Source organism: Dyadobacter flavalbus (assembly GCF_006149045.1).
Taxonomy (GTDB): Bacteria; Bacteroidota; Bacteroidia; order Cytophagales; family Spirosomataceae; genus Dyadobacter; species Dyadobacter flavalbus.
This window is the reverse complement of record NZ_VBSN01000027.1, coordinates 158,150-181,618: the sequence shown is the minus strand read 5'-3', so window position 1 is coordinate 181,618 and position 23,469 is coordinate 158,150. Positions and strand designations below refer to the sequence as shown.

Sequence of the window (23,469 nt, the reverse complement as noted above, 5' to 3'; positions counted from 1 at the left end):
TGTTGGTAATTTCCTTGTCTTTCTTATTGATAACGCTAACAATATACATTCCTTTTGTCATATTTAAAAAAATATTAAACAATAGTTTTGTAATATTCCTACTATAAAACCAAAAAAAACGACACTTGTTAGTGCCGTCTTTTATCTAGTATTCGTCTTCATTAAAAAAGAAATCATCTTTGGTTGGGTAATCAGGCCAAATCTCTTCAATGCTTTCATAAGGCTGACCATCATCTTCAAGCTCCTGCAGGTTTTCAACTACTTCCAACGGAGCGCCTGTTCTGATTGCAAAGTCAATGAGCTCGTCTTTGGTAGCTGGCCAAGGAGCATCTTCAAGATATGATGCGAGTTCGAGAGTCCAGTACATAATATTTTCGCCTATTAATAGTTACTTACTTTTCTGCAAAAGTAAAAAATTTGACATCTTTTAAAAGCTTAAAGCGAAAAAAAAGAAAAATAATTGCTTTATTAAAAATTTAATTTGAATCAACTACTTAACTAGCTATAAATCAATAAAGTAGCTAGTAGCCGAATTCATTTTTGCTTATGCCTGCTTTCGATCTCTTACTTTATTTGAGCAGTTTGTACAAATTGAAAACGGAGGACTGAAATTTCCTGCGTATTTACAGAACAGGCTTTGAATCTGTCCGCAAACTATTTTCCCTTTAAAATCCCGGTGCTGCAATGGCCGTAGTTTCATGAATTATTCAAATTCGGATTCTTTACAGCAAAACCTTTTTGTAATTTCCCCAATCATTTTAAAAGTTAGATTATGACCATTGAAATTTGTGCCTATTCCCTCGAGTCCTGCATTAATGCGCAGGCGGGCGGAGCAGGAAGAATCGAACTGTGCGGCGGATTGGGAGAAGGCGGAACTACACCCAGTGCAGGACTGATCGAAGTAGTAAGAAAGCACGTTCAGATTCCGGTATATGTGATGATCCGGCCGCGCGGCGGCGATTTCGTATACGATGTTTTTGAAGAAGAAATCATGAGAAAAGACATCAATCTTGCCAAACAGCTTGGTGCAAACGGCGTGGTACTCGGCGTTCTTTCGGCAGACGGGCAAGTGGATGTCGCCAGGACCAAAGCACTTGTCGATTATGCCTATCCGATGAAAGTTACATTCCACAGGGCTTTTGACCTAACGCCGGACCCCGTGAAAGCATTGAAAGCAGTGATTGCAACCGGCGCCGAAAGAATCCTTACATCGGGTCAGAAACCTTCCGCCATTGAAGCAACCGAGCTTTTGAAAAAACTGGCAAAAGAAGCCGGACAATCCATTGAAATCATGGCCGGAGGCGGCGTAAATCACACCAATGCAAAACAGCTTGCAGAAACCGGCGTACATGCGCTGCATCTTACAGCCAAGGCTTTCAGGCCCGGCCGTCAGAAATATTTTCCTGCCGAAATATCCATGGCAGGTGAAATTCCGGACGAACGCTCCGTGCTTTACAGCGATCTGGGACTGGTGGAAGCCATTGTACAAGTAGTCTCGGCATAAATCCCTGCTTTTAACCTGACTTAACCCGTTCTCTATGAAAATGGCAAAGGCGCTGATTTGCTTTTTGGCAACTGTTACTCTCGTCTACGTTCTCAACAGGCCGCTTGGCCCGGCACCGGCATTGGGTCCTTTTCTAAGCCCGTTCACCGGTGTCTGGCAGAATGGCGAAAAACCGGTTGATCCCGAAAGTGAACAGGTTCTGAAGCTTGACAGCCTGAAAAAAGACGTTGTAGTCCGCTACGACGATACGGGTGTGCCGCACATTTTTGCCGAGAACGATTTTGACCTTTATTATGCGCAGGGATATGTAACGGCAAAGGACCGCTTATGGCAAATGGACCTGCAGACCCGCGCAGCTTCCGGCCGGCTTTCGGAAATACTGGGAAAAGCAACTTTGGAAATAGATCTGCAAAGCCGCCGGCTTGGAATGGGTTACGGCGCCGAGGCCAATCTGAAACTGGCCATGAGCGATCCGCGCTCACGGGAAGCTTTGCTGGGCTATACGGCCGGTGTAAATGCTTACATTCAGCAGCTTTCAAGCAAAGATTATCCGGTGGAATTCAAGTTACTCGGCTATAAACCCGAACGCTGGGAGCCAATCAATACGATGTATATGCTGGAACAGATGACGCTTAACCTCGCCGGAAGATCCAACGAAGTTAATATGTCCAATTTGCTGGAAAAATACGGGAAAGAAATAACAGACCAGCTTTTCCCGGATTACCCCATGCTGCAGGAAAGTCCGGTTATCCCGGCAGGAACCAAATGGGATTTCAAACGGCTTCCGGTTCCGGCAGCAGCTTCTGTAACTGAATTCTCCGATTCTTTATCAAATTTTAAAAAACCCAAAAATTCCCTTCCCGAACGGGAGCCTGAAATAGAAGGAATCGGAAGCAACAACTGGGCGATCGGGCCGGAAAAATCCATAACCGGCTATCCGGTACTTGCCAACGATCCGCATCTTGATCTTTCATTGCCTTCCATCTGGTATCAGGTGCAGCTGCATTCTCCTGAAACAAACGTTTACGGCGTTTCTTTGCCGGGCGTTCCTGCCATTATTATCGGTTTTAACAAAGACATTGCATGGGGCGTAACCAACGTGGACGCGGATGTTTTTGACCTCTATAAAATCCGGTTTAAAGATGATTCCCGCAATTTTTACTGGTATGAAAATCAATGGAAGCCTACGCGCAAGCGGGAAGAACTGATTTATGTCAAAGGAGAAAAAGAGCCGGTTCGCGAAGAAGTCGTTTATACGCATCACGGCCCGGTAACGGATTCTGACAACACTTCCGGGAAATTTCCTACGCTGGCTGTCAAATGGATCGGACATGAGCCGGGAAACAGCTTCCTGACTTTCTATGAACTGAACAAATCCAGAAATTACGACGATTACCGAAAAGCAATGACTTATTTCGTTGGCCCGGCGCAGAACTTTGTTTTTGCCGACAACAGTAAAAATATTGCCATTACGGTAAGCGGAAAACTTCCTTTGAAATACAAAGACCAGGGAAAATTTCTGCTGGACGGAAGTAAAGCAACGGATGACTGGCAAAGCTGGATTCCTGCCGGGCAGAACCCGTTTGTGAAAAATCCGAAAAGAGGCTTTGTAAGCAGCGCCAATCAATCCTCAACCGATCCGTCGTATCCTTATTATATCAACTGGGTTTTCTCGCCTTCTGAACGCGCCATACGCATTAATGAACGTTTGTCTGCCATGTCAAAAGCCAATGCGGACAGTTTGAGAAAACTTCAGAATGACAATTACAATGTAACGGCCCGAACGATTTTACCTGAACTTTTGCGTATTCTGAATACGGCTGCATTGACCCCGTCACAAAAGGCTTCACTCATTACACTGGCAAACTGGAATTATCAGAACGATCCTGAATCCATTGCAGCTTCTATTTTCGAGGAATGGATGCCGGCACTACGCAGTGCAATCTGGAACGACGAATTCAGTTCTGCCGGCAAGCCGCTGGAACTTCCTTCCCGCGACCGTACGATGTATCTGATCCTGAAACAGCCCGGCGAAAAGTGGTTTGACAACGTAAATACGCCTGAAAAGGAAACATTGCCCGATGTTGCTTTTTCGAGCTTCAAGGCTGCTTTGGATACGCTGAACAACAGACATGGCGCTATGAGCCCTGCGTGGCAATGGTCGAAAGTAAAAGCAGCGGAAATCCGGCATTTGAGCAGAAGCCTGAAACCTTTCAACGCGCCTCTGCTTACAACCGGCGGCGGAAGCAGCGTAGTCAATGCAACTACAAAAAGGCACGGCCCGTCGTGGCGGATGGTTGTGGAACTGGGACCGGAACCAAAAGCATATGGCATTTATCCCGGCGGGCAATCGGGAAATCCGGGAAGTCCTTATTACATGAATTTGCTGAAAAAATGGGAAAACGGCGAATTGAATGAACTGGTTTTTCTGTCTTCCCCGGACCAGACGGATCCGCGTTTGACCACACGCCTGACTTTACACAAGAAATAAATTTCCGGATATGAATTTCATTATCATTGTTATTATATCAGCTGTAATGCAGCTTTTTATGCCGTGGTGGATTGTGGCCGTTGTTCCGTTTGCTGTTTATTTCTGGCGCCCGGGCAAATCTCCTTTTCTGGTCAGTTTTGCTGCGGTTGCATTCGTATGGCTGGCGTACGGATTTTATCTTCATCTGATTTCCGACGGCGCCATGTCAAACAGAATTGCAGAAATATTCTCACTTTCAAACGGATATATACTGTTGTTCGTTACTGCATTCATCGGCGGACTGGTTGGCGGATTGTCGGGATTATCCGGATTTCTGGTAAAAGGGCTTTTGCCGGGGAGCTTATCGCGTGCTTCTTCTCTAAATTAATTATGTAATTGACAGCGCGTTGCCGATATTCATGGTACTTAAACACAAATCATTATCTTTGCGGCTCGTTCAAAAAACAATAAAACTTTACAAACGTGAATAACAATACTTCGTTAATTTGGAACATCGTGCTTACGCTTGCAGTTGCGGTGTTATTCTTTTTACATTTTTCAAGCAAACCTTCGGCAGATGCAGGCGTGGCAGCAGACGGAAATGTGGTTCCCGGCCGTCGTACCGTTTATGTTCAGGTTGATTCGCTGTTAAAAAATTACGATTTTTTCAAGGATACCCGAAAAGAACTTGAAAACAAGAACTTCCAACTGGAAAATGAACTGACTACAAAAGGCCGTTCACTGCAAAACGAAGTTGCTTTCTTTCAGCAAAAAGCACAAACCATGACTCCGGAACAGGCACGTTCCACAGAGGCTCAGCTGATGAAAAAACAGCAGGACCTTGTTGCATACAGAGATCAGTCGGCACAGGCGCTGGGGATGGAAGAAGCGAAGAAAAATGAAGAGCTGTATAAAAATATCCGTTCGTATATTGAAAAATACAACAAGGAAAACGGCTACGAATATGTATTGGGCTATTCACTCGGCGGCGGAATCCTGTTTGCCAATCCTTCTCTGGACGTAACCCAGAAAATCATCGACGGCCTGAACAAAGAATACAAAGGCTCAAACAAATCTGCTGCTGCTGATTCTACGAAGAAGAAGTAACTTATATAATATCAAAAAGCTAAACAGGCGGCTCATTAATGGGCCGCCTGTTTTGTGTTTCCCTCTTGCTAAATCAAACTCGTCGTTCAATAATCCGTTTGTATCTTATGCCTTGATGTTTTGTTAATAGCGTCTCATTATGAATTGTAAATACTTATAATTAGACGTTAATGCTTGCTTGCCTGAAATACATTCGCCCTTTTATCTGGTTGTTCATTGCCTTTCTTTGTACGGGAACACTCTTTTATTATACGTTTAAATCAGCTATTAATGTTCCTTTTATTGATGATTATAATGGTTTGATAGACTTTATCATTCAGTATGCAAAGGCTGAATCTATACAGAAGAAAATACATTTCATATTCAGGCAACACAATGAACACAGAATTGCTTTTGCCCGGTTGATCGTTTTGCTGAATTATTATATCAGCAATAGCATTAGCTTTCGGCATCTGGCTTTACTTGGCAGTATCAATCTGATCATAATTGCAGGTATTTTCAGTATAGAAGCATATAAGGTCAGAAAAAATCTTTTAGCAATTGTTCCTGTCATTCTTCTGACATTTAATTTTCAGCATATCAATAACCTGCTTTGGACAACAAGTTCTCTTCAGAATATAGGTGTTATTGCACTTGCTTGTCTGACTATTTGGTTGTTAACAAAAGAAAATACCTTTTTTCAATTTTCAGGACTTGTCTTTGCATTTCTTACCAACTTTTCAAGTGGCTCGGGACCGGTAATATGGTTGGTAGTATTACTTATTGCAGTTGCAAAGGGTAATATTACCAAATGCTTCATTGCCTTGCTAATAAGCATATGCTCCCTTTTTCTATACTTCCATAATTATCATATTACCTTAACCAGTAATACTAGCTTAACAGAAAAATTCTTCAATTTACCTGAAGTTATATTTGGAGTAATTGGCGGAACTTTTGATATTCAGGAAAAAGAAAATTATTTGTGGCCGGTTCTGGCAGGATTTATTCTTACGGCAATATTCAGCTGTTGCTTGTGGAGAATGGGAATAAGCAATCTTCGTAAAAATCCTGCAATGCTGTTTTTACTTGGAGCATTTGCTTTTGGATTTCTTTTAGCTATGACCATTGGCGTTGGCAGAAGTTCTTATATCGAAAACCGATATAAAATCGTATCAACACTATGTCTTCTTGCCACATACAATTCAGTTTTGGTTTATTCTACATACCGGGAAAACATAGTCCGGATAAATTTTATCAATGCGGTTTGTCTTGGCTTGTGGCTATTGTTTTTTTGGAGCTATTACCCTGAAATGTTGGCTTATAATTATGCCAGAAGAGCAGAATACCTTTCTATTGTAAATAATCCTTCCAAAGCTCAGTCATCATTTCAATACAGATTCAACAATTTGGATGAACTTGGAATAAATTCTCTTGATGATTCATTGATTCAAGAGACATTTGTAACAAGTACTTTAAAGAAAGATTTAATCCTGCCGCAGTTAAAGATTTCCGAAGTAAATAATAAGTATACTGTTACCTGGAAGGAAGATTCTTTCAATGATAGTGAGTCCTATCTGGTTTTTAAATCAGGTAATGGAAGTGCTGTATTTCCGGTCAGAAATGTTACAAATGATGTTATTACATTTGTAAGGCATAAAGGTCAGTTTTATTCAGGCATCAAACAAGTAAGTATTTTCTTTGACTGGCTTCCAAAAGGAAGTTATAACGCTTGTGTATATTTTCCTGGTAAAAAAACGATGGTTCCGATTCAGAATAATTTGGTTATTGACAAGAATGCCCCACAATGGCTTTCTTTTCGATGGTTTAATGATAATAATGCCCTATAACATTCCTGATTAAGAAATATTATAGGGCATTTATAATATAAATTAGTTAATTACACCGCAGTCGATGAGAACTTCGCACCAATGTATTCGCGGTTCATACGCGCTATGTTGGACATGCTGATTTCCTTCGGACATTCAGCTGAACATGCGCCTGTGTTGGTACAAGCTCCGAAACCTTCTGCATCCATCTGCGCAACCATTTTTTCTGCCCTGATGCTGCGTTCTGCCTGTCCTTGCGGCAGCAATGCCAGCTGGGAAATTTTGGCAGAAACAAAAAGCATTGCCGAAGCATTCTTGCAAGCTGCCACGCAAGCTCCGCATGCAATACATGCAGCCGCAGAAAACGCATCATCCGCCGCTTCTTTCGGAACCGGTAAGCTGTTTGCATCCTGCGCATTTCCTGTGTTTACAGATATAAAGCCTCCGGATGACATAATCCGGTCAAATGCATCTCTGTCAACAACAAGATCTTTTAATACCGGAAATGCCTTTGCACGCCATGGTTCCACAACAATCGTATCTCCGTCGTTAAAAGAACGCATGTGCAGCTGGCAGGTTGTAACGCCCTTCAACGGGCCGTGCGGGCGGCCATTAATATACATGGCACAGGAACCGCATATTCCTTCCCGGCAGTCATGATCAAATGCAATGGGTTCTTTTCCTTCAACGACAAGCTTTTCATTCAATACATCGAACATCTCAAGAAACGACATATCAGGAGAAACGCTATCGAGATTGTAATTTTCAAAACCGCCCGCTGTATCTTTATTACTTTGTCTCCACACTTTGAGCGACAAATTCATATTTCCTTCCATACCTATATTCTTTTACTAAGATTACTTTTCTACAAACTACCAATTTACTGCTGCAAGCAAGATTACTTTTCCGAAGCTGCACAATTATGCAGCTTTGATTCAAGCGCTTACTTATAACTTCTTTGTGCAATCTTTATATTTTCGTAAACGAGTTCTTCTTTGTGAAGTTCCCATTTGTTGTTACCTAAATTTTCCCAAGCAGAAACATACATGTAGTTTTCGTCATCACGTAAAGCTTCTCCTTCTTCTGTCTGGTATTCTTCACGGAAATGGCCGCCGCACGATTCGTTGCGATCCAGCGCATCAATGCACATCAGCTCACCAAGCTCCATGAAATCTGCAATGCGGTTGGCTTTGTCCAGCTCGGGATTAAAGTATCCGGCCGTGCCCATTACCTTCACATCTTTCCAGAACTCTTCGCGTAACTGCCGGATTTCAGCAATGGCTTCTTTAAGGCCTTTTTCGTTTCTTGCCATTCCGCATTTGTCCCACATGATTTTGCCCAGACGGCGGTGAAACGTTTCAGGAGATGTTTTTCCCTGAATGCTCAGCAATCGGTCAATCCGGTCTTTTACTTCTTTTTCAGTTCTTACAAAAGCTTCATGATCCGTGGAAATCTTCCCGGTACGGATTTCACTTGCCAGATAAGCACCGATTGTGTAAGGAATAACGAAATATCCGTCTGCAAGTCCCTGCATCAGCGCAGATGCTCCCAGGCGGTTTGCTCCGTGATCAGAAAAGTTGGCTTCTCCAAGCGAGTACAATCCCGGCACTGTCGTCATCAGGTTATAATCAACCCAAAGTCCGCCCATCGTATAATGCACCGCCGGATAAATCCGCATCGGCACTTCATAAGGATCTTCTCCGGTAATCTGCTTGTACATATCAAACAGGTTACCGTATTTCTCTTTTACAACTGCCTTACCCCACAATGTGATGTCTACATCAGACGCATTGTGAATATTGTTTTTATTTGCTTCCGCACGTCCGTAACGTTGTACGGCAGCTGCAAAGTCAAGATAAACAGCAAGTTTGGAAGTTCCAACGCCGTAACCTGCATCGCAGCGCTCTTTGGCAGCTCTGGAAGCAATGTCACGCGGAACAAGGTTTCCGAATGCAGGATACCTGCGTTCCAGATAGTAATCGCGTTCTTCTTCAGGAATTTCATTTCCCGGACGATTGTCATTCTTCGCCTTCGGAACCCAGATACGTCCGTCGTTACGCAATGATTCCGACATCAAAGTCAGCTTGGACTGGTGCTCGCCGGATACCGGAATACAAGTCGGGTGAATTTGGGTAAAGCACGGGTTTCCAAAGAAAGCACCGCGTTTGTGCGCTTTCCAGGCTGCCGTTACATTGCTGCCCAATGCATTTGTAGACAAGTAAAATACGTTTCCGTATCCGCCTGAACAAAGCAGAACGGCATGTCCGGCATGTCTTTCCAGTTCACCAGTAATAAGGTTCCTTGCAATGATTCCACGGCATTTTCCGTCGATCACAACAACATCCAGCATTTCATGGCGGTTGTACATTTGCACTGTTCCCATTCCAACCTGACGCTGAAGACCGGAATAAGCGCCCAGCAGCAGCTGCTGGCCCGTTTGCCCCGCTGCATAAAATGTTCTTTGTACCTGAACACCACCAAAAGAACGATTTGACAGCAAACCGCCGTATTCACGGGCGAAAGGAACTCCCTGTGCAACGCATTGGTCAATGATACTTCCCGAAACTTCTGCAAGCCGGTGCACATTTGCTTCCCGCGCGCGGTAGTCGCCGCCTTTTACTGTATCGTAAAAAAGACGGTGAATGGAATCGCCGTCGTTCTGATAATTTTTAGCTGCATTGATACCGCCCTGTGCAGCAATGGAGTGCGCACGACGCGGAGAATCCTGAAAACAGAAAGCTTTTACTTTATAGCCCAACTCGGCAAGTGTCGCAGCCGCAGAAGCACCGGCAAGTCCGGTTCCTATTACAATAATTTCAAGATTTCTTTTATTCGCAGGATTTACGAGCGGAACAGAAGAACGGAATTTACTCCATTTTGTTTCCAGCGGCCCTTGAGGTATTTTGGCATCCAGACGAGATGAAGTTGCCATATATGAATGTTATTTAATCAAAAAATTTGAAATAAATTTAAGCTGTACGGATAACTCACAGCCATGTTACTGAACCCAGCCAAAATAAATTGAAATGGGCATTAAAGCGAATAAAAGCGGTATTACAATGGCGTAAGCGGTTCCGATGAAGGAAACAAACCTGTTGTATTTGACATGGTTCCATCCCAGAGTCTGGAAAGCACTCTTGAACCCGTGCAGCAAATGCCAGTACAATGAAAAACAGCCGGCAACGTAAATAAGCACAACCCAGATGTTCTTGAAAATATCCAGCATCATTTGATACAGATTCAGTTCTTCTCCGGTTGCAAACTGGTTGGAGCGGTTCGGGATCCAGAAATGAGCTGTGTGGATCACCAGAAAAATAAGCAGTAATGTTCCCAGGAGTCCCATGCTTCTGGAATACCAGGTACTGTTCGCAGACGGGTTGTTAACCGCATAATTAACCGGTCTTGCGTCATTGTTGGTTTTCCATAACAGAAACCCGTCAATAATGTGAATCAGAAATCCGGCAACCAAACCGATTTCAAGGGTACGGATAATCGGGTTGGTTCCCATAAAATGTCCCCAGTGGGTGAATGTCTCTCCGCCGTCATTATAAAAAATCATGGCATTGATACCGGCATGGATTACCAGAAAAGTTATTAAAAAAAGTCCGGTAAGAGCCATCAGAAGTTTTTTACCGATTGAACTCGTTAACGTTTGTGAAAACCACGACATAGCAAACACGAATGGTTTTAGTGCAAAAATTAGGTATATTTAGAACCTTTCAAAGGTATATCACAAACGTATGCAAGGCAAAAAAACCTAGCTATTTTTATAAACGGGGCTATTATTTATAATGATTATTAAGAATTTGCCCGGCTTATAAAAACCACTTAATTTGACACTTTGTATATGAGTTAGTGAGATACAGCATTATCGCGGTTGCGCTTAAAAAACCATACCGTCGCATATGCTTGCAGGCTATCTCAAACGTTTTAGAAATAACCGGCTTGCAACCGTTCGGCTGGCTCAGGCGCATCTGAAGTATAACAAAGTTTTTGCAAAATAGGTGCGGTACGATTCTACCTGATTTATGAAGTTGTTTTGTAAGTTTACAGATCACGAATTATAATCATTCTTCAAGCACACATTTTTATTTAAATTTTCGTTGATTTAAATGGTTGACAAATGACGGTTTTTATTGTGCCAACCTCCATCTTATTAGCTCGACTCTGATACTTATGCGACCTGCTTTACGACTCTTAGTATTTTCCTTTCTGCTGACCCTGCTGTGCACCGGATACGATGCCATGGCGACGCACATACGCGCCGGTGAAATTACTGCAAGAAGAATTTCTCTCACTACGGCAACATACGAGATTAAGCTTACGGCCTATTTTGATATGGAAAACGGCAAAAATGCTGCCGATGCCCAAAACGATGCCGAATTTACAATCGGCAATGTCGCTTCTTCGGGTACGCCGGATATAATCAGAGCCCCGCGTGTCCAGCCTATTCTCAATATCGGCAACAACACAACGCAGAACACTTACATTATCAACTATACTTTCCGGTCTACGGGTCAGTACAGGATTTCTTTCGAAGAAGATAACCGGAACAATGGCATTCTCAATATCGGCCCTCCTCCTACGCAGGGGCTGAACTTTTATGTAAGTACGATACTTGAAATCAATGCCAGCTTCGGACTGAACCGGACGCCAGTATTGCTTAATGCACCTATTGACCTTGCAGCGGTAGGCCAGCGCTACATTCATAATCCCAATGCGTTTGACGCCGATGGCGACAGTCTTGCTTACCGTTTATTCATACCTCAAAAATATGGCGTGAATGGTGCGGGAATCAATCTTCAGTATGTGGACCCGAACCAGATCGGCGCGCCGGGCAGAACAGAAGCCGGTGCTTCTCCTGCTACTTTCAGCATGAACCCGCTGACGGGCGATCTGATCTGGGATGCTCCTGTGGTCAAAGGGTATTACAATGTTGCTTTTGTTGTGGAAGAATGGCGGGACGGTATCCCGATCGGGGAAATTGTGCGTGACATGCAGATTATTGTAGAAGATGCACGGAACGACAGGCCGCTTATTACACCTTTGCCCGATATCTGCGTGGTAGCAGGGACATTAATTAACCAGCAGGTAAAAGCAACGGATAAAAACGGGGACAGGCTTACGCTGACAACAAGCGGCGGAGTTTATACAAATACGCTCGTTTCGCCCGAAGTTGCCAAATTTACCGTTACGCAGCAGGGTGCTGCCGGTTCTGTAACCGGACAATTTACATGGCAGACTTCCTGCAATCACATCAGGCTTGAACCTTATGACGTGCTTTTTAAAGTTGAAGATGCGCCGGGAACGGGCGTACCCAATCCTTCACTGTTCCGCAAACTTGCTGATATGACAACCCTCAGCATCCGGGTTTACGGACCGAAACCGCTGGGATTGAAGGCCGTTGCTGCCACAGACCCGGCCGGGCCTGCTTACAGACTTACATGGAATGCCTATCAATGTCAGATTGCCGGTGCACGTATTGTTGTTTACAGAAAAGAAGGCTGTACTGATTTAGTTGTAGAGGATTGTCCTTCAGGAATTCCTGCCGGCTCCGGATATCAGCGGATCGGAACGGTACCTGTTAACCAGACTACTTATCTGGACAATAACAATGGCAGCGGACTTCGGGCCGGCATATCATACAGTTACAGGATTATGGTAGAATTTCCGCGCCCCGGCGTCACTGCTAATGAACCCGGAAGTCTTATCGGCGGAGGAGAAAGCATGGTTTCTGACGAATTCTGCTTGAACCTGCCTTCAATCATGCCGGTCATTACCAATGTAACTGTTGATTCCACAAGCGATTCCAAAGGGGTGATTACTGTTAAATGGATCAAGCCGGCTGCTTCTGCGGGACTTCCTGCACAGTACAGACTTTTCAGGGCCGCAGGACAAAACGGAACTGCATTTACGCAGATTGCTTCTATCAATACAAACCTTGCATCAGGTGCACCGGATACGCTTTTTATTGACAGAAACCTTAACACGCTGCTGAATGCCTATAACTACAAACTGGAATACTGGTATACACAGGGCGGCAAGCTGGTCAAAATGGACGAAACTGAAACGGCAAGCAGCGTGCGGCTGGAACAAGGCGCAGCACAGCCCAATCAGGTCAGACTGAACTGGTCGGCAATTGTTCCGTGGAGCAATAGTAACCGCATACACAGGGTTTACAGGGAAGACAAAACCAAACCGGGTACTTTTAACCGCATTGCCGAAGTTAGCGTACAAGGCACGCAAACATTTACCTATACCGATGACGGAACAGACAAATATGCTGCTGACGGAACGGTCAATACTACGATTGTAAGCGATTCAACTTACTGCTACAAAGTAGAAACCGTGGGTTCTTACAACAACAGCCAGATCAGACCGGCTGTACTGTATAACTTCTCACAAATTCTCTGCGTATCATCTTCCGACACCACCAAACCGTGTCCGCCGGTACTGGCCATTGATCCGCTGAACTGCGATTCACTGAATGCGCATCCGGACGCTTTTTGTGATCAGGTGAGCTTTACAAATCATCTTTCCTGGACTTATCCGCAGGAAGTTAACGGCAAGGAATGCGACCAGAACGTAGCTGCATACCGGTTGTATTACGCACGTTATGAAGGCGATGTTCCGGCACTGCTGACTACAATCACAACCCCGCCGGTTCCGCTTTCGACCAGTTATGATCATCAGGGACTTACTTCCTTTGCAGGATGTTATTATGTAACGGCTGTGAACCGGTTTGGTGCGGAAAGCGCTCCGAGCAATACCGTTTGCAAAGACAACTGCCCGATGTTTGTGCTGCCGAATGTATTTACTCCGAACGGCGATTCAAAAAACGATATTTTCCAGCCTTACGAATGCCCGAGCTTTGTGCAGTCTGTTGAATTCAAGGTGTATAACAGATGGGGCGCGCAGGTATTCAAAACGCAGGACGTCAATGTGAACTGGAACGGCAAAACCAACGCGGGAAAGGAACTGGCAGCAGGACAGTATTACTACGAAGCTGTAATCCATTTTGAATCTTCTAAAAAAGAAAGCGCTCCGACAACCATTAAAGGCTGGGTGCAGTTGCTCAGATAAGATATCCAGTTTTTTCTTTCAAGATCAAGTATTTCCTTTGTAGCCCGGTTAACCATACCGGGCTTTTTGTTTGCTTGTGAATAATTTAAAATACTCTTAACATGAAAACCGCATATATTTTCCCCGGCCAGGGCTCTCAGTTCAAAGGAATGGGGCTTGATTTATATCAGTCATCAGACTCAGCAAAAGTCTTTTTTGAAAGAGCCAACAAGATTCTGGGCTTTGAAATAACAAAGATTATGTTTGAAGGTACAGACGAAGAACTCAAGCAAACCAATGTTACGCAGCCAGCCATCTTTATCCATTCCGTAATTCTGGCCAAGATCAATCCCGATTTTAAGCCGAATATGGTTGCGGGCCATTCGCTGGGTGAATTCTCTGCGCTTGTTGCTGCCGATGCATTGTCTTTTGAAGACGGGCTGGCGCTGGTTGCCAAAAGGGCCGACGCCATGCAAAAAGCATGTGAACTGCGTCCTTCCACAATGGCCGCCATTCTCGGTTTGGCTGACAATGTCATTGAAGATATATGTGCAGGCATAAAGGATGAGATAGTGGTTCCCGCCAATTATAACTGCCCGGGCCAGGTTGTGATTTCCGGCACCATAGCAGGCGTTGAAAAGGCTTGTGAGCTGCTGAAAGCCGCAGGTGCAAAAAGAGCTTTAATATTGCCGGTCGGCGGCGCTTTTCATTCGCCGTTAATGGAGCCGGCAAGGGCAGAACTGGCTGCCGCCATACATGAAGCCCAGTTTCAGCCACCGGTTTGTACAGTTTATCAGAATGTAAATGCAAAGCCTGCAACCGAAGTTACGGTCATCAAGGAAAACCTGATTTCACAGCTGACAGCACCCGTGAGATGGACGCAATCCATTGAGCAGATGGTTGCTGACGGAGCAGAAAGCTTTGTTGAATGCGGTCCCGGCAAGGTACTGCAGGGCTTGGTAAAAAAGATCGCCGGAAGCGTGGAAGTAAAAAGCATTTAAATTTTTTTCAATAAAAACTTGACAACCTGAATAACACGCATTACTTTTGCACCACTGTTTACGGTTTTGGCCGATGGTGTAATGGTAACACAGGACATTTTGGTTGTCTTATTCAGGGTTCGAGTCCTTGTCGGCCAACAGTTTCTTAAAGAGCTCATCCAAAATGAGCTCTTTTTTTATGCATTACAGTCGCAATTATTCTAGAATGACACCAACAGTTTAGGTATTGAAATTAAATACTTTGATTAGTAACAAAAATTGAACAAAGGTTACATATATTGTCTATTAATAGAATATTTCCAGATCAAATATTACATTAATAATTTATTAACCTAAATGGCACCCATATGAAAGTCGATAAAATCAAAAAGCGTGATCGCGAACGCACAAAAGGAAAAATCCTTAAAGCTGTGGGTGAAGTGATAGAACAGCATGGAACTGAAAAAGTCGGTGTGAACCTTATTGCAAGAACCGCCGGAGTTAATAAAGTTCTGATTTACAGATATTTCAATAGTGTTGACGGTTTAATGGAAGAATATGTGAAGTCAGGCGAATACACCTCTACATACGAAGCCGAATATTTTGAAAGTATTCCGAATCTGCTTCCGGAGGAGCGCGGCAAAGCCCTGACCAGCCTGATGCACACTTTTATGAACGATTTGCGTGACCGTAAATCAACCCGCGACCTGCTCAGATGGGAAATCGGGACAGGAAAATCGATGCTGTCCGACGCCAGAAATCAGGTAGCCAAGAAGATTCTCGAAAAAATCGGCGACCTTCCCAATTACAATGATACAAGTGCGTTGATAGCCTTTTTATCCGCCGGAGTTTACTTTCTGGCAATTTCCGCTGATTACCGTGAAAAAATGCTTGACGTAGACCTGCATTCCGATGAAGGCTGGAAACGCATTGAACATATAATTGAAAGAATTATTATGGATGTCAAAAGCTGAACATTCGTAATTGAAGTCATAAATAAAAAAGAGAGCCTTTTTTCGTTGCGGAAAAGGGCTCTCTTTTTTATTTCGGGATATACATTTTCCTTCACTTATATTTGTCCCGTTATACTTTACCGAACGTTGTTCTAACCCGAATTTACAGCCGGCCTCATTAATTCCCGGGCCGGTTAAATGATCATGAGTGCTTTAAAAAAACTGGCCAGTGAAACGGCAATATACGGAATCAGCACCATGCTGGGCCGCTTTCTGAATTATCTGCTGGTTGCACTCCATACCAAACTGTTTGAACCCGAAAAAATTGCCGTACAAGGCCAGCTTTATGCTTATGCCGGACTTGCCATGGTACTTTACACTTTCGGGATGGAAACTGCCTTTTTCCGTTACGGAAGGCAGGAAACAGACCGGAAACAATATTATAACCTCATTCTCAGCGCTGTCATCATTGTCAGTGTTTTTTTCTCCGGCCTGCTTTTTATTTTTGCCGAAAGTGCTGCCGAATTCATAAAATACCCCGAAAACGTCTTTATAGTAAGAATGTTCGCCGTCATTATGGCTATTGACGGCATTGTTTCCATCCCGTTTGCACGGCTGAGGCTGGAAGGAAAAGGGAAAAAATTCGTAACGATCAGGGTTGTCAATATTCTGATTAATATTTTCCTTAACATCTTTTTTCTGATTGTCTGCCGGGATATTCATGCAGGCAAATATCTGGGCTTTCTGAAACCATTGATTGATATTATCTATAATCCGCTGCATGCGCCGGATTATATCATCATGGCCAATCTGATTGCCAACATGCTCTTTTTCTGGATGCTGCGGAAGGAACTGGCCGATTTCAGGTTTGTTTTCAGCAAAGAGCTTTTCAAGCCCGTATGGGTTTATGCATTCCCGATTATGGTCATGAATGCCGGCGGCGTTGTAAACATGCTTTTTGACCGTGCATTTATTCAGTTTCTGCTGCCCGAAAATTTTTATCCCGGACGTACGACCAAGCAGGCCATCGGGATTTATGTGCAGTGTTACAAGCTGTCTATTTTTATGAACCTTGCCATTCAGGCTTTCAAATATGCTGCCGAGCCTTTCTTTTTTTCAAAAGGAGAAGACAAAAATGCGCCGCCGGTATTTGCAAAAGTTACCAAATACTTTATCATCATTTGCGTGCTGATGTGGGTCGGAATTTGCCTGAACCTGGATTTGTTTGCCGAGTTGTTCCTGAAACAGAAAATTTATCACGAAGGGCTTCCGATTGTGCCGTGGCTTCTGGCAGGATATCTTTTTCTGGGCATTTATTACAATATGGCGGCCTGGTTCAAACTTACGGACAAAACACAATACGGGACCTGGCTTACACTCACAGGCGCTGCTATAACCATGGCCACCAGTTTTGTGCTTGTTCCCAATATCGGTTATCTCGGCTTTGCCATTGCCTTTGCAGTTTCGGGCTTTGTAACGGTTGCGATGTGTTATTACTATGGCCAGAAATATTATCCGGTGCCGTACGAAGTGGGTTCGGCACTTGGATATATCGGAGCCGGGGCAGTGCTTATCTATGTTTCAAGCTTGTTCAGCTTCAGTGACCTTTGGATCGCCGTTCCTGTACATATGCTCATATTTGCAGCTTTCGCAGGCATTGTCTTTCTGATTGAACGGAAAAACATTCCTTTTTTACAAAGAAAATAGCCTGCGTTATTTCTCCATTTCCCGGAGCAGCTTGTTGGAAAACAGAAATTCTTTGAGTTCCGGCACGTCGGTTTTGATAATGTCGGTATTCAGTCCTTCCCAGAGTTTGTTGCCCTGATAAAGGAAAATAATGTTCTGGCCGATTTCCATTACCGAGTTCATATCGTGCGTAATGATAATGGTTGTAATCTGATATTCTTCGGTGATTTCCTTGATAAGCTCGTCAATTTTTACGGACGTAAGCGGATCAAGGCCGGAATTGGGTTCGTCGCAGAAAAGATACATCGGGTTCATCACAATGGCACGCGCAATGCCGACCCGCTTTTTCATCCCGCCGCTGATTTCCGAAGGCATTCTTTTGGCAGCCGCTTCCAGTCCGACGCGCTGCAGACAGAATGCAACTCTTTCCTGCTTTTCCTCCACGGACTGATCCGTCAGCATATCCAGCGGGAAACGTACATTTTCCTCCACGGTTTTGGAATCGAAAAGGGCGCCGCCCTGAAAAAGCACGCCCATTTCCCGCCGAATGGATTGCTGCGTTTCCCTGTCGCTGTTGTAAAAGTCGCGGCCATTGTAAAGTACGCGGCCCTGATCCGGTTTGACAAGCCCGATCATGCATTTCAGCAAAACACTTTTTCCGGTTCCGCTTCCTCCGATAATCAGGTTGGTTTCACCCTTCTGGAAAGCAGAAGAAATCCCCTTTAAAACTTCCTTGCCGTTAAAAGCTTTGACTATATTATCAACTTCAATCATTTCTAATTCATTTGTACTTGATTCCGGACGCCGCTTTCAAGCTTATAACAACAGCTGGGCCAGCAAATAATCTGCGATAAGAATAGAAATACAGCTGTTTGTAACCGCATCCGTACTTGACCTTCCGACTTCCAGTGCGCCGCCTTCTGTAAAAAACCCTTTAAAGGAAGATATGGTTGCAATCAGAAAGCCGAAAACGAATGGTTTTACACACATGAAAAATATATTGTAAGGCACAAAAGAATCTCTGATCCCGTATAAATAATCCCGTTCCGTAATCACGCCCGTCAGCGTTCCGGCCAGATAACCGCCGAAAATTCCCAGAAAAGCAGAAAAAATAACAAGCATCGGAAACGTAATCATGGCAGCCACTACTTTCGGCAGAACAAGATAGGAAGCGGAATTGATGCCCATAACTTCCAGTGCATCGATTTGCTCCGTAATGCGCATGGTTCCGAGTTCGCTGGCGATGTTGGAACCTACTTTCCCTGCAAGTACGATGCAGGTGATCGTCGGTGCCAGTTCCAGAATTTCCATATCCCTGACGATCAGCGCCACTGTGGAAACAGGAATAATCGGACTGACGAGGTTATAGGCCGTTTGGATGCAGGATACGGCGCCGATGAATGTGGATACAATGGCTACAATAAACACCGAACTTACACCGATTCCCACGCACTCTTCCATGAGCCGCCGCCAGTAAACAGCCAGCTTCTCCCCTTTTCCGAGCAAGGTTCCCAAAAAAATAAAGTATTTCCCGATTACAGACATAATATCTAGATTGTATTCAATATTTTCGGGAAAATTAGGCAAAAAAAGAAGCAATCAGAAAAATGAATCCATTAGCGGTTATAACCGGCGGAACAAAAGGGATCGGAAGGGCGTCGATTGAACGTTTTTTGGAAAAAGGATTTGACGTAATTACTTGTGCCAGAAAGGTTAATGATCTTGAAGCAATGCATAAGGAATTGCATGAACGTTTTCCTTCATCCGCACTGTATTATTTACCGGCTGATCTTTCCGTCAGAAGTGAACGGGATGCTTTTGCAGCATTCGTAAAATCAAAAAACCGCACAACGGAAGTTCTTATCAATAACACGGGCGTATTTATTCCCGGACAGATCCATAATGAAGAGGAAGGAACGCTGGAAAAAACAATGGAAACAAATGTTTACAGCGCCTATCACCTTACCCGCAGCCTGCTTCCGGAAATGATGGAAAACAGGAAAGGGCATATTTTTACGATCTGTTCCACGGCAAGCATTACGGCGTACCCGAACGGCGGCTCGTACTGCATTTCCAAATTTGCGCTTCTGGGCATGACGAAAGTGCTGCGGGAAGAAATGAAGCCTTATCAGATTAAAGTGACGGCCGTATTGCCCGGCGCCACATTTACTGACAGCTGGAAAGGAACGGATTTGCCGGAAGACCGTTTTATGGACGCCATGGATGTTGCCGATTCCATATGGGCGGCTTATTCGCTTTCTGCCCGGGCCGTTGTGGAAGAAATTTTAATCCGTCCTCAGCTTGGAGATTTGGATTGATTAGTAAACAATAACGCAATTTTACTAAATTGCCGCATTTTTAAAATTATTTATTAAACCCATATTTCATTTCATGGAACAATACCTCGGTATAGACGTGGGCGGTACTAACGTAAAAATGGGGATCGTTGACGCTACGGATGGAAGAATTTCAAACTTTTACAGTCACGATACCGCCAGCTGGCGCAGTTCAGGGCATTTTATAGAACGGTTGGGAGATGCCATCGCATTGCAGCTTGTTGAATATCCTGAGGTCAGAAGAGTAGGTATCGGCGTTCCCGGACTAACAACGCGAGACCGGACTACATTGATAGAAATTACTGCAATTCCCGAAATTGACGGAATCGCCATTGTTCCAGATCTGAAAGCAAGGTTTCCGAACCATGATTTTTATCTTGAAAATGACGCCAATGCTGCTGCACTCGGTGAATATTACTTCGGAGAAGATAAACTGCCTGAAGATTACATCTTTGTAACGCTCGGAACCGGGATCGGCGGCGCGGCAATTATCGACAAAAAAGTGTTCAAAGGCGGCGGCGGTAATGCCATGGAACCGGGACACGTTCCTTCCAAAAACGGTAAAGTCTTGGAAAGAAATATCGGAAAGAAAGAACTGCTCGATCTTGCCAATTCCATGCGCGCCAATTATACCGGACAAACCCAGCTTCCGGCTGACGGCACCATCTCTACAACCGGACTTGTAGCTGCTGCATCCGGCGGAGACGAGCTCGCCAAACAGGTTTTCTATGAAATGGGTTACTTGCTCGGCGAAGGGCTTGTATCCATGATCCGGATTCTGGATATTACAACCATTCTGATCGGCGGTGGAATTTCGGCTTCGTTCGAATTTATCCTGCCTGCAATCAATGACCGTTTTCAATACTGGCTTACTCCTTATTATTTACAGACAATTACGATAAAGCGTGCTACACTGGCAAATGACGCCGGACTTTTGGGAGCAGCCTCCTTGTGTTTTGATTAATAATAATTTCGGTTATTTTTGTAGAAATACTTGCATTTTTAACCGTCCTGTTAATTCCTGATGAAATTATCTGTTATAGTTCCAGCTTACAATGAAGAAAAAACCATTTGGAAAGTATTGGAAAAGCTTAAATCCGTCGAGCTGATCGGCGGTTTTAGTAAGGAAATTGTGATTGTAAACGATTGCTCCGCCGACAATACTGAAGGCGTTGCCAAAAGGTTTATTCAGGAAAATCCGCAACTGGAAGTAAGCTATTTCAGGCATGAGTTTAATCAGGGAAAAGGGGCGGCATTACATACCGGTATCCGGAAAGCAAGCGGGGATTATATTATTGTGCAGGATGCCGACCTTGAGTATGATCCGCAGGAATTCAATATTCTTTTAAAGCCCGTCATTGAAGGTTATGCCGATGTGGTTTACGGTTCCCGTTTTATGGGCGGACGACCGCACAGGATTCTGTTTTTCTGGCATACAATCGGAAACAAGTTCCTGACGACTTTGAGTAACATGTTTACAAACCTGAATCTTACGGATATGGAAACCTGTTACAAGCTGTTCCGGGCGGATTTGCTTAAAAACATCGTATTACTGGAAAAAAGGTTTGGATTCGAACCCGAAGTAACCGCCAAAATATCCAAAGTTCCCAGAATCAGGATTTATGAAGTAGGCGTTTCCTACTATGGAAGAACGTACGAGGAAGGTAAAAAAATCAACTGGAAAGACGGTTTCCGCGCATTATACTGCATTGTACGCTACGGATTGGGAAGCTAGATCCTTTCATCATTTTTAAAAATCGTCAGACAATAAACAAGTTATTGTTTGACGATTTTTTGTGTAATTACCGCACCCGCTGAATTCTGCAGTTTGAGAATATAGGTTCCGGCCGGCCACATGGCAATATTAAGCGCAAAGTTCTTTTCTGCTTTCAGCCGGGAAGTATGGTAACGCTGGCCTTTGATGTTGTAAACCTGAAATTGCCCGGTAGCCGGCTGTTCAAAATTGACAGTTAAGAGATTGCTTGCAGGATTTGGATAAACCTGCCAGAAAATCTCTTTCTTGCCTGGTTCCACGCCAAGCACAGGCGGTGAATCAATGGCCACATCATAAAACGAAAATGCGCCAAGTCCTCTTTTGTTGCGCAGGAACGGACCGCTTAAAAATCCGATCTTAAGGCCGCCGGGTTCCGGCAGGTTTTTAGGGAAAAAATTCGGAAGATAACTGATTTTCGTAGCGTTGGACGATTCTTTCAGCGTGAGTATAACTTCATTGCCTTCTACTCTTCCGGAAAGCACCTGCTGCTGGGTTTCATCGCGGTCCAGATAAAAAAAGTCTTTCAGGCTCAGCGTCAACGGTTGTCCGTTCTGGCCGGTAATAACGGTATCCGCAGCCCATTTCAGTTCCTGGCCTTCATCAAAAGTCAGTATGATTTCATTCCTGCTTTCTTTTGTAAATCTGGCATTGATAATATCCGGACAGCTTACATTGCTTGTATCTGTAGAATAGTAAAGCGAAGGCCGTAAAAAAGCAAACAGCCTGCGCCCAATTTCTTCATACCCTGCCTTGCTGTAATGAACACCGTCATAGCCCGCAACTCCGATTGGTGTAAAATGATCTGTTTTGGGATAAATGTATTTGGTCCGCCGTAAAAAATCCCGGATCTGCCCTCCTACCGGCGTTGTATTTTCGTGATTCAAAACGATTACGTTACTCTGCATCACGAGAAACTTTTCTACCGCAGGATAGTCCTTCTCCCAGTATTTATAAAGTTGATCGTACTGTGCGGCATAATTGGGAATGTATTCAAATACCTCCTGTTCGCCGTGCATCCACACAAATGCACGGATGCGGCTCGGTTTGGCAACGTTCACCCGATAAAGAAGTGAGCCATAAAGTGTGTTCTGATTGGCAGGATTGGCATTGTCTCTCTGCAGAAATTCACTGATTTTTTTTCCCGGCAAACATCCGTTGATTATACAGGTCGGAATGCCTTCTTCTTCCAGAATCATTCTCTGAAGCTGGATTTCCCATGCGCCGACATACGTCCACGACCAGGAAGAAGGAATCCAGAGTGTATCGGCGGGCGTAATGGCCGGATTTCCGTCCGGAATTCTGGCAATAGTCCGGCAATACTTGTTTGACCAGTCACCAAAGACCGTAGCTGCGCCATTGGATTGCCCGCTTACGACAAAGATATCGCCTGCAACAATATCGGTCCGTTTGATAAGCTGCATGGAATCCTTTCCATTACGGGCATATACTTCAAAATCATAATCGGCCATTTCGGCTTTTATAGTCGGCAGTAATTCAAATGTCGTCGTCGTTTTGCCGTTGTAGCGCAGGGAATCTTTCGTATAGGCATACCGCTCCTTGTTTCTGTAAGTAACGACCGATATGTAATCCCAGCCCGGAATCTCGATCATACCCGAGATCGGAACTTCCGCATAGCTGCTGTCGTCCCGGGCATATAACTGGAAATCTCTTGGAAGACGGTCGAAAATCACCGAGTAGGCACGCTGCGCAAATGTATGGTCCGCACACGTGACAAGCAGGATAAAAAATGCAATAACCTTCGTTTTGGTAAAGTTCATTTCATTCAGTAATG

Annotated in this window: 19 protein-coding genes and 1 tRNA gene; 13 read left to right on the top strand and 7 right to left on the bottom strand. The window is 44.2% G+C overall.

From position 1 onward, the window contains the following. Positions 1-145: 145 nt before the first annotated feature. On the bottom strand, positions 146-367 hold the full coding sequence (locus tag FEM33_RS06005; RefSeq protein WP_013927448.1) for a DUF2795 domain-containing protein: 222 nt from the start codon (positions 365-367) through the stop codon (positions 146-148). A 405-nt stretch (positions 368-772) separates the two neighbouring features. On the opposite strand from FEM33_RS06005, the gene FEM33_RS06000 reads away from it, so the two are divergent. From FEM33_RS06000 to FEM33_RS05980, 5 genes are all read left to right on the top strand, one after another. After that, complete coding sequence (locus FEM33_RS06000; RefSeq protein ID WP_139011186.1) at positions 773-1,504, top strand: copper homeostasis protein CutC; 732 nt, start codon at positions 773-775, stop codon at positions 1,502-1,504. 34 nt (positions 1,505-1,538) lie between these two features. Further along, positions 1,539-3,995: a penicillin acylase family protein gene (locus FEM33_RS05995; RefSeq protein ID WP_139011185.1), complete on the top strand. Its 2,457-nt coding sequence runs from the start codon at positions 1,539-1,541 to the stop codon at positions 3,993-3,995. Between the two features lie 10 nt (positions 3,996-4,005). Further along, positions 4,006-4,362, top strand: coding sequence for a hypothetical protein (locus tag FEM33_RS05990; RefSeq protein WP_139011184.1), 357 nt, complete (start codon positions 4,006-4,008; stop codon positions 4,360-4,362). A 95-nt stretch (positions 4,363-4,457) separates the two neighbouring features. Further along, entirely contained in the window at positions 4,458-5,081 is a 624-nt protein-coding gene (locus FEM33_RS05985; RefSeq protein ID WP_139011183.1) for an OmpH/Skp family outer membrane protein, read from the top strand. Positions 5,082-5,251: 170 nt separating this feature from the next. After that, positions 5,252-6,907 carry a hypothetical protein gene (locus FEM33_RS05980; RefSeq protein ID WP_139011182.1) on the top strand — a complete coding sequence of 552 codons (1,656 nt, stop codon included), beginning with the start codon at positions 5,252-5,254 and terminating at the stop codon, positions 6,905-6,907. A gap of 50 nt (positions 6,908-6,957) precedes the next feature. Here the strand turns inward: FEM33_RS05980 and FEM33_RS05975 are convergent, their stop codons facing one another. The 3 genes from FEM33_RS05975 to FEM33_RS05965 form a co-directional block, all read right to left on the bottom strand. Then, positions 6,958-7,722, bottom strand: coding sequence for a succinate dehydrogenase/fumarate reductase iron-sulfur subunit (locus FEM33_RS05975; protein ID WP_138283743.1), 765 nt, complete (start codon positions 7,720-7,722; stop codon positions 6,958-6,960). A gap of 107 nt (positions 7,723-7,829) precedes the next feature. Beyond that, entirely contained in the window at positions 7,830-9,818 is a 1,989-nt protein-coding gene (locus tag FEM33_RS05970) for a fumarate reductase/succinate dehydrogenase flavoprotein subunit (RefSeq protein WP_139011181.1), read from the bottom strand. Positions 9,819-9,884: 66 nt separating this feature from the next. Beyond that, a complete protein-coding gene (locus tag FEM33_RS05965) occupies positions 9,885-10,556 on the bottom strand; it encodes a succinate dehydrogenase cytochrome b subunit (RefSeq protein WP_139011180.1) in 672 nt (223 codons plus the stop codon). A 575-nt stretch (positions 10,557-11,131) separates the two neighbouring features. On the opposite strand from FEM33_RS05965, the gene FEM33_RS05960 reads away from it, so the two are divergent. The 5 genes from FEM33_RS05960 to FEM33_RS05940 all read left to right on the top strand — a co-directional run bounded on the left by FEM33_RS05960 (position 11,132) and on the right by FEM33_RS05940 (position 17,588). Then, a complete protein-coding gene (locus tag FEM33_RS05960) occupies positions 11,132-13,969 on the top strand; it encodes a T9SS type B sorting domain-containing protein (RefSeq protein WP_139011179.1) in 2,838 nt (945 codons plus the stop codon). A gap of 101 nt (positions 13,970-14,070) precedes the next feature. Continuing rightward, positions 14,071-14,949, top strand: coding sequence for an ACP S-malonyltransferase (gene fabD, locus FEM33_RS05955; RefSeq protein WP_139011178.1), 879 nt, complete (start codon positions 14,071-14,073; stop codon positions 14,947-14,949). Positions 14,950-15,016: 67 nt separating this feature from the next. Beyond that, positions 15,017-15,087 (top strand) — tRNA-Gln (locus FEM33_RS05950). Positions 15,088-15,296: 209 nt separating this feature from the next. Then, a complete protein-coding gene (locus tag FEM33_RS05945) occupies positions 15,297-15,902 on the top strand; it encodes a TetR/AcrR family transcriptional regulator (RefSeq protein ID WP_139011177.1) in 606 nt (201 codons plus the stop codon). A 183-nt stretch (positions 15,903-16,085) separates the two neighbouring features. Next, entirely contained in the window at positions 16,086-17,588 is a 1,503-nt protein-coding gene (locus FEM33_RS05940) for a lipopolysaccharide biosynthesis protein (RefSeq protein ID WP_139011176.1), read from the top strand. 6 nt (positions 17,589-17,594) lie between these two features. On the opposite strand, the gene FEM33_RS05935 is transcribed toward FEM33_RS05940, so the two are convergent. Together FEM33_RS05935 and FEM33_RS05930 are read right to left on the bottom strand one after the other, a co-directional pair. Next, complete coding sequence (locus tag FEM33_RS05935) at positions 17,595-18,341, bottom strand: ABC transporter ATP-binding protein (RefSeq protein WP_139011175.1); 747 nt, start codon at positions 18,339-18,341, stop codon at positions 17,595-17,597. 42 nt (positions 18,342-18,383) lie between these two features. Then, positions 18,384-19,112: an MlaE family ABC transporter permease gene (locus FEM33_RS05930; RefSeq protein WP_139011174.1), complete on the bottom strand. Its 729-nt coding sequence runs from the start codon at positions 19,110-19,112 to the stop codon at positions 18,384-18,386. A 62-nt stretch (positions 19,113-19,174) separates the two neighbouring features. Between FEM33_RS05930 and FEM33_RS05925 the strand changes: the two genes are divergently transcribed. The 3 genes from FEM33_RS05925 to FEM33_RS05915 all read left to right on the top strand — a co-directional run bounded on the left by FEM33_RS05925 (position 19,175) and on the right by FEM33_RS05915 (position 21,638). Then, positions 19,175-19,885, top strand: a complete 711-nt coding sequence (locus FEM33_RS05925; protein WP_139011173.1) for an SDR family oxidoreductase — start codon at positions 19,175-19,177, stop codon at positions 19,883-19,885. A gap of 73 nt (positions 19,886-19,958) precedes the next feature. Continuing rightward, entirely contained in the window at positions 19,959-20,867 is a 909-nt protein-coding gene (locus tag FEM33_RS05920; RefSeq protein ID WP_139011172.1) for an ROK family protein, read from the top strand. 60 nt (positions 20,868-20,927) lie between these two features. After that, positions 20,928-21,638, top strand: coding sequence for a glycosyltransferase family 2 protein (locus FEM33_RS05915; protein WP_139011171.1), 711 nt, complete (start codon positions 20,928-20,930; stop codon positions 21,636-21,638). A gap of 41 nt (positions 21,639-21,679) precedes the next feature. Here the strand turns inward: FEM33_RS05915 and FEM33_RS05910 are convergent, their stop codons facing one another. Then, entirely contained in the window at positions 21,680-23,455 is a 1,776-nt protein-coding gene (locus tag FEM33_RS05910) for a T9SS type A sorting domain-containing protein (RefSeq protein WP_139011170.1), read from the bottom strand. Positions 23,456-23,469 lie beyond the last annotated feature (14 nt).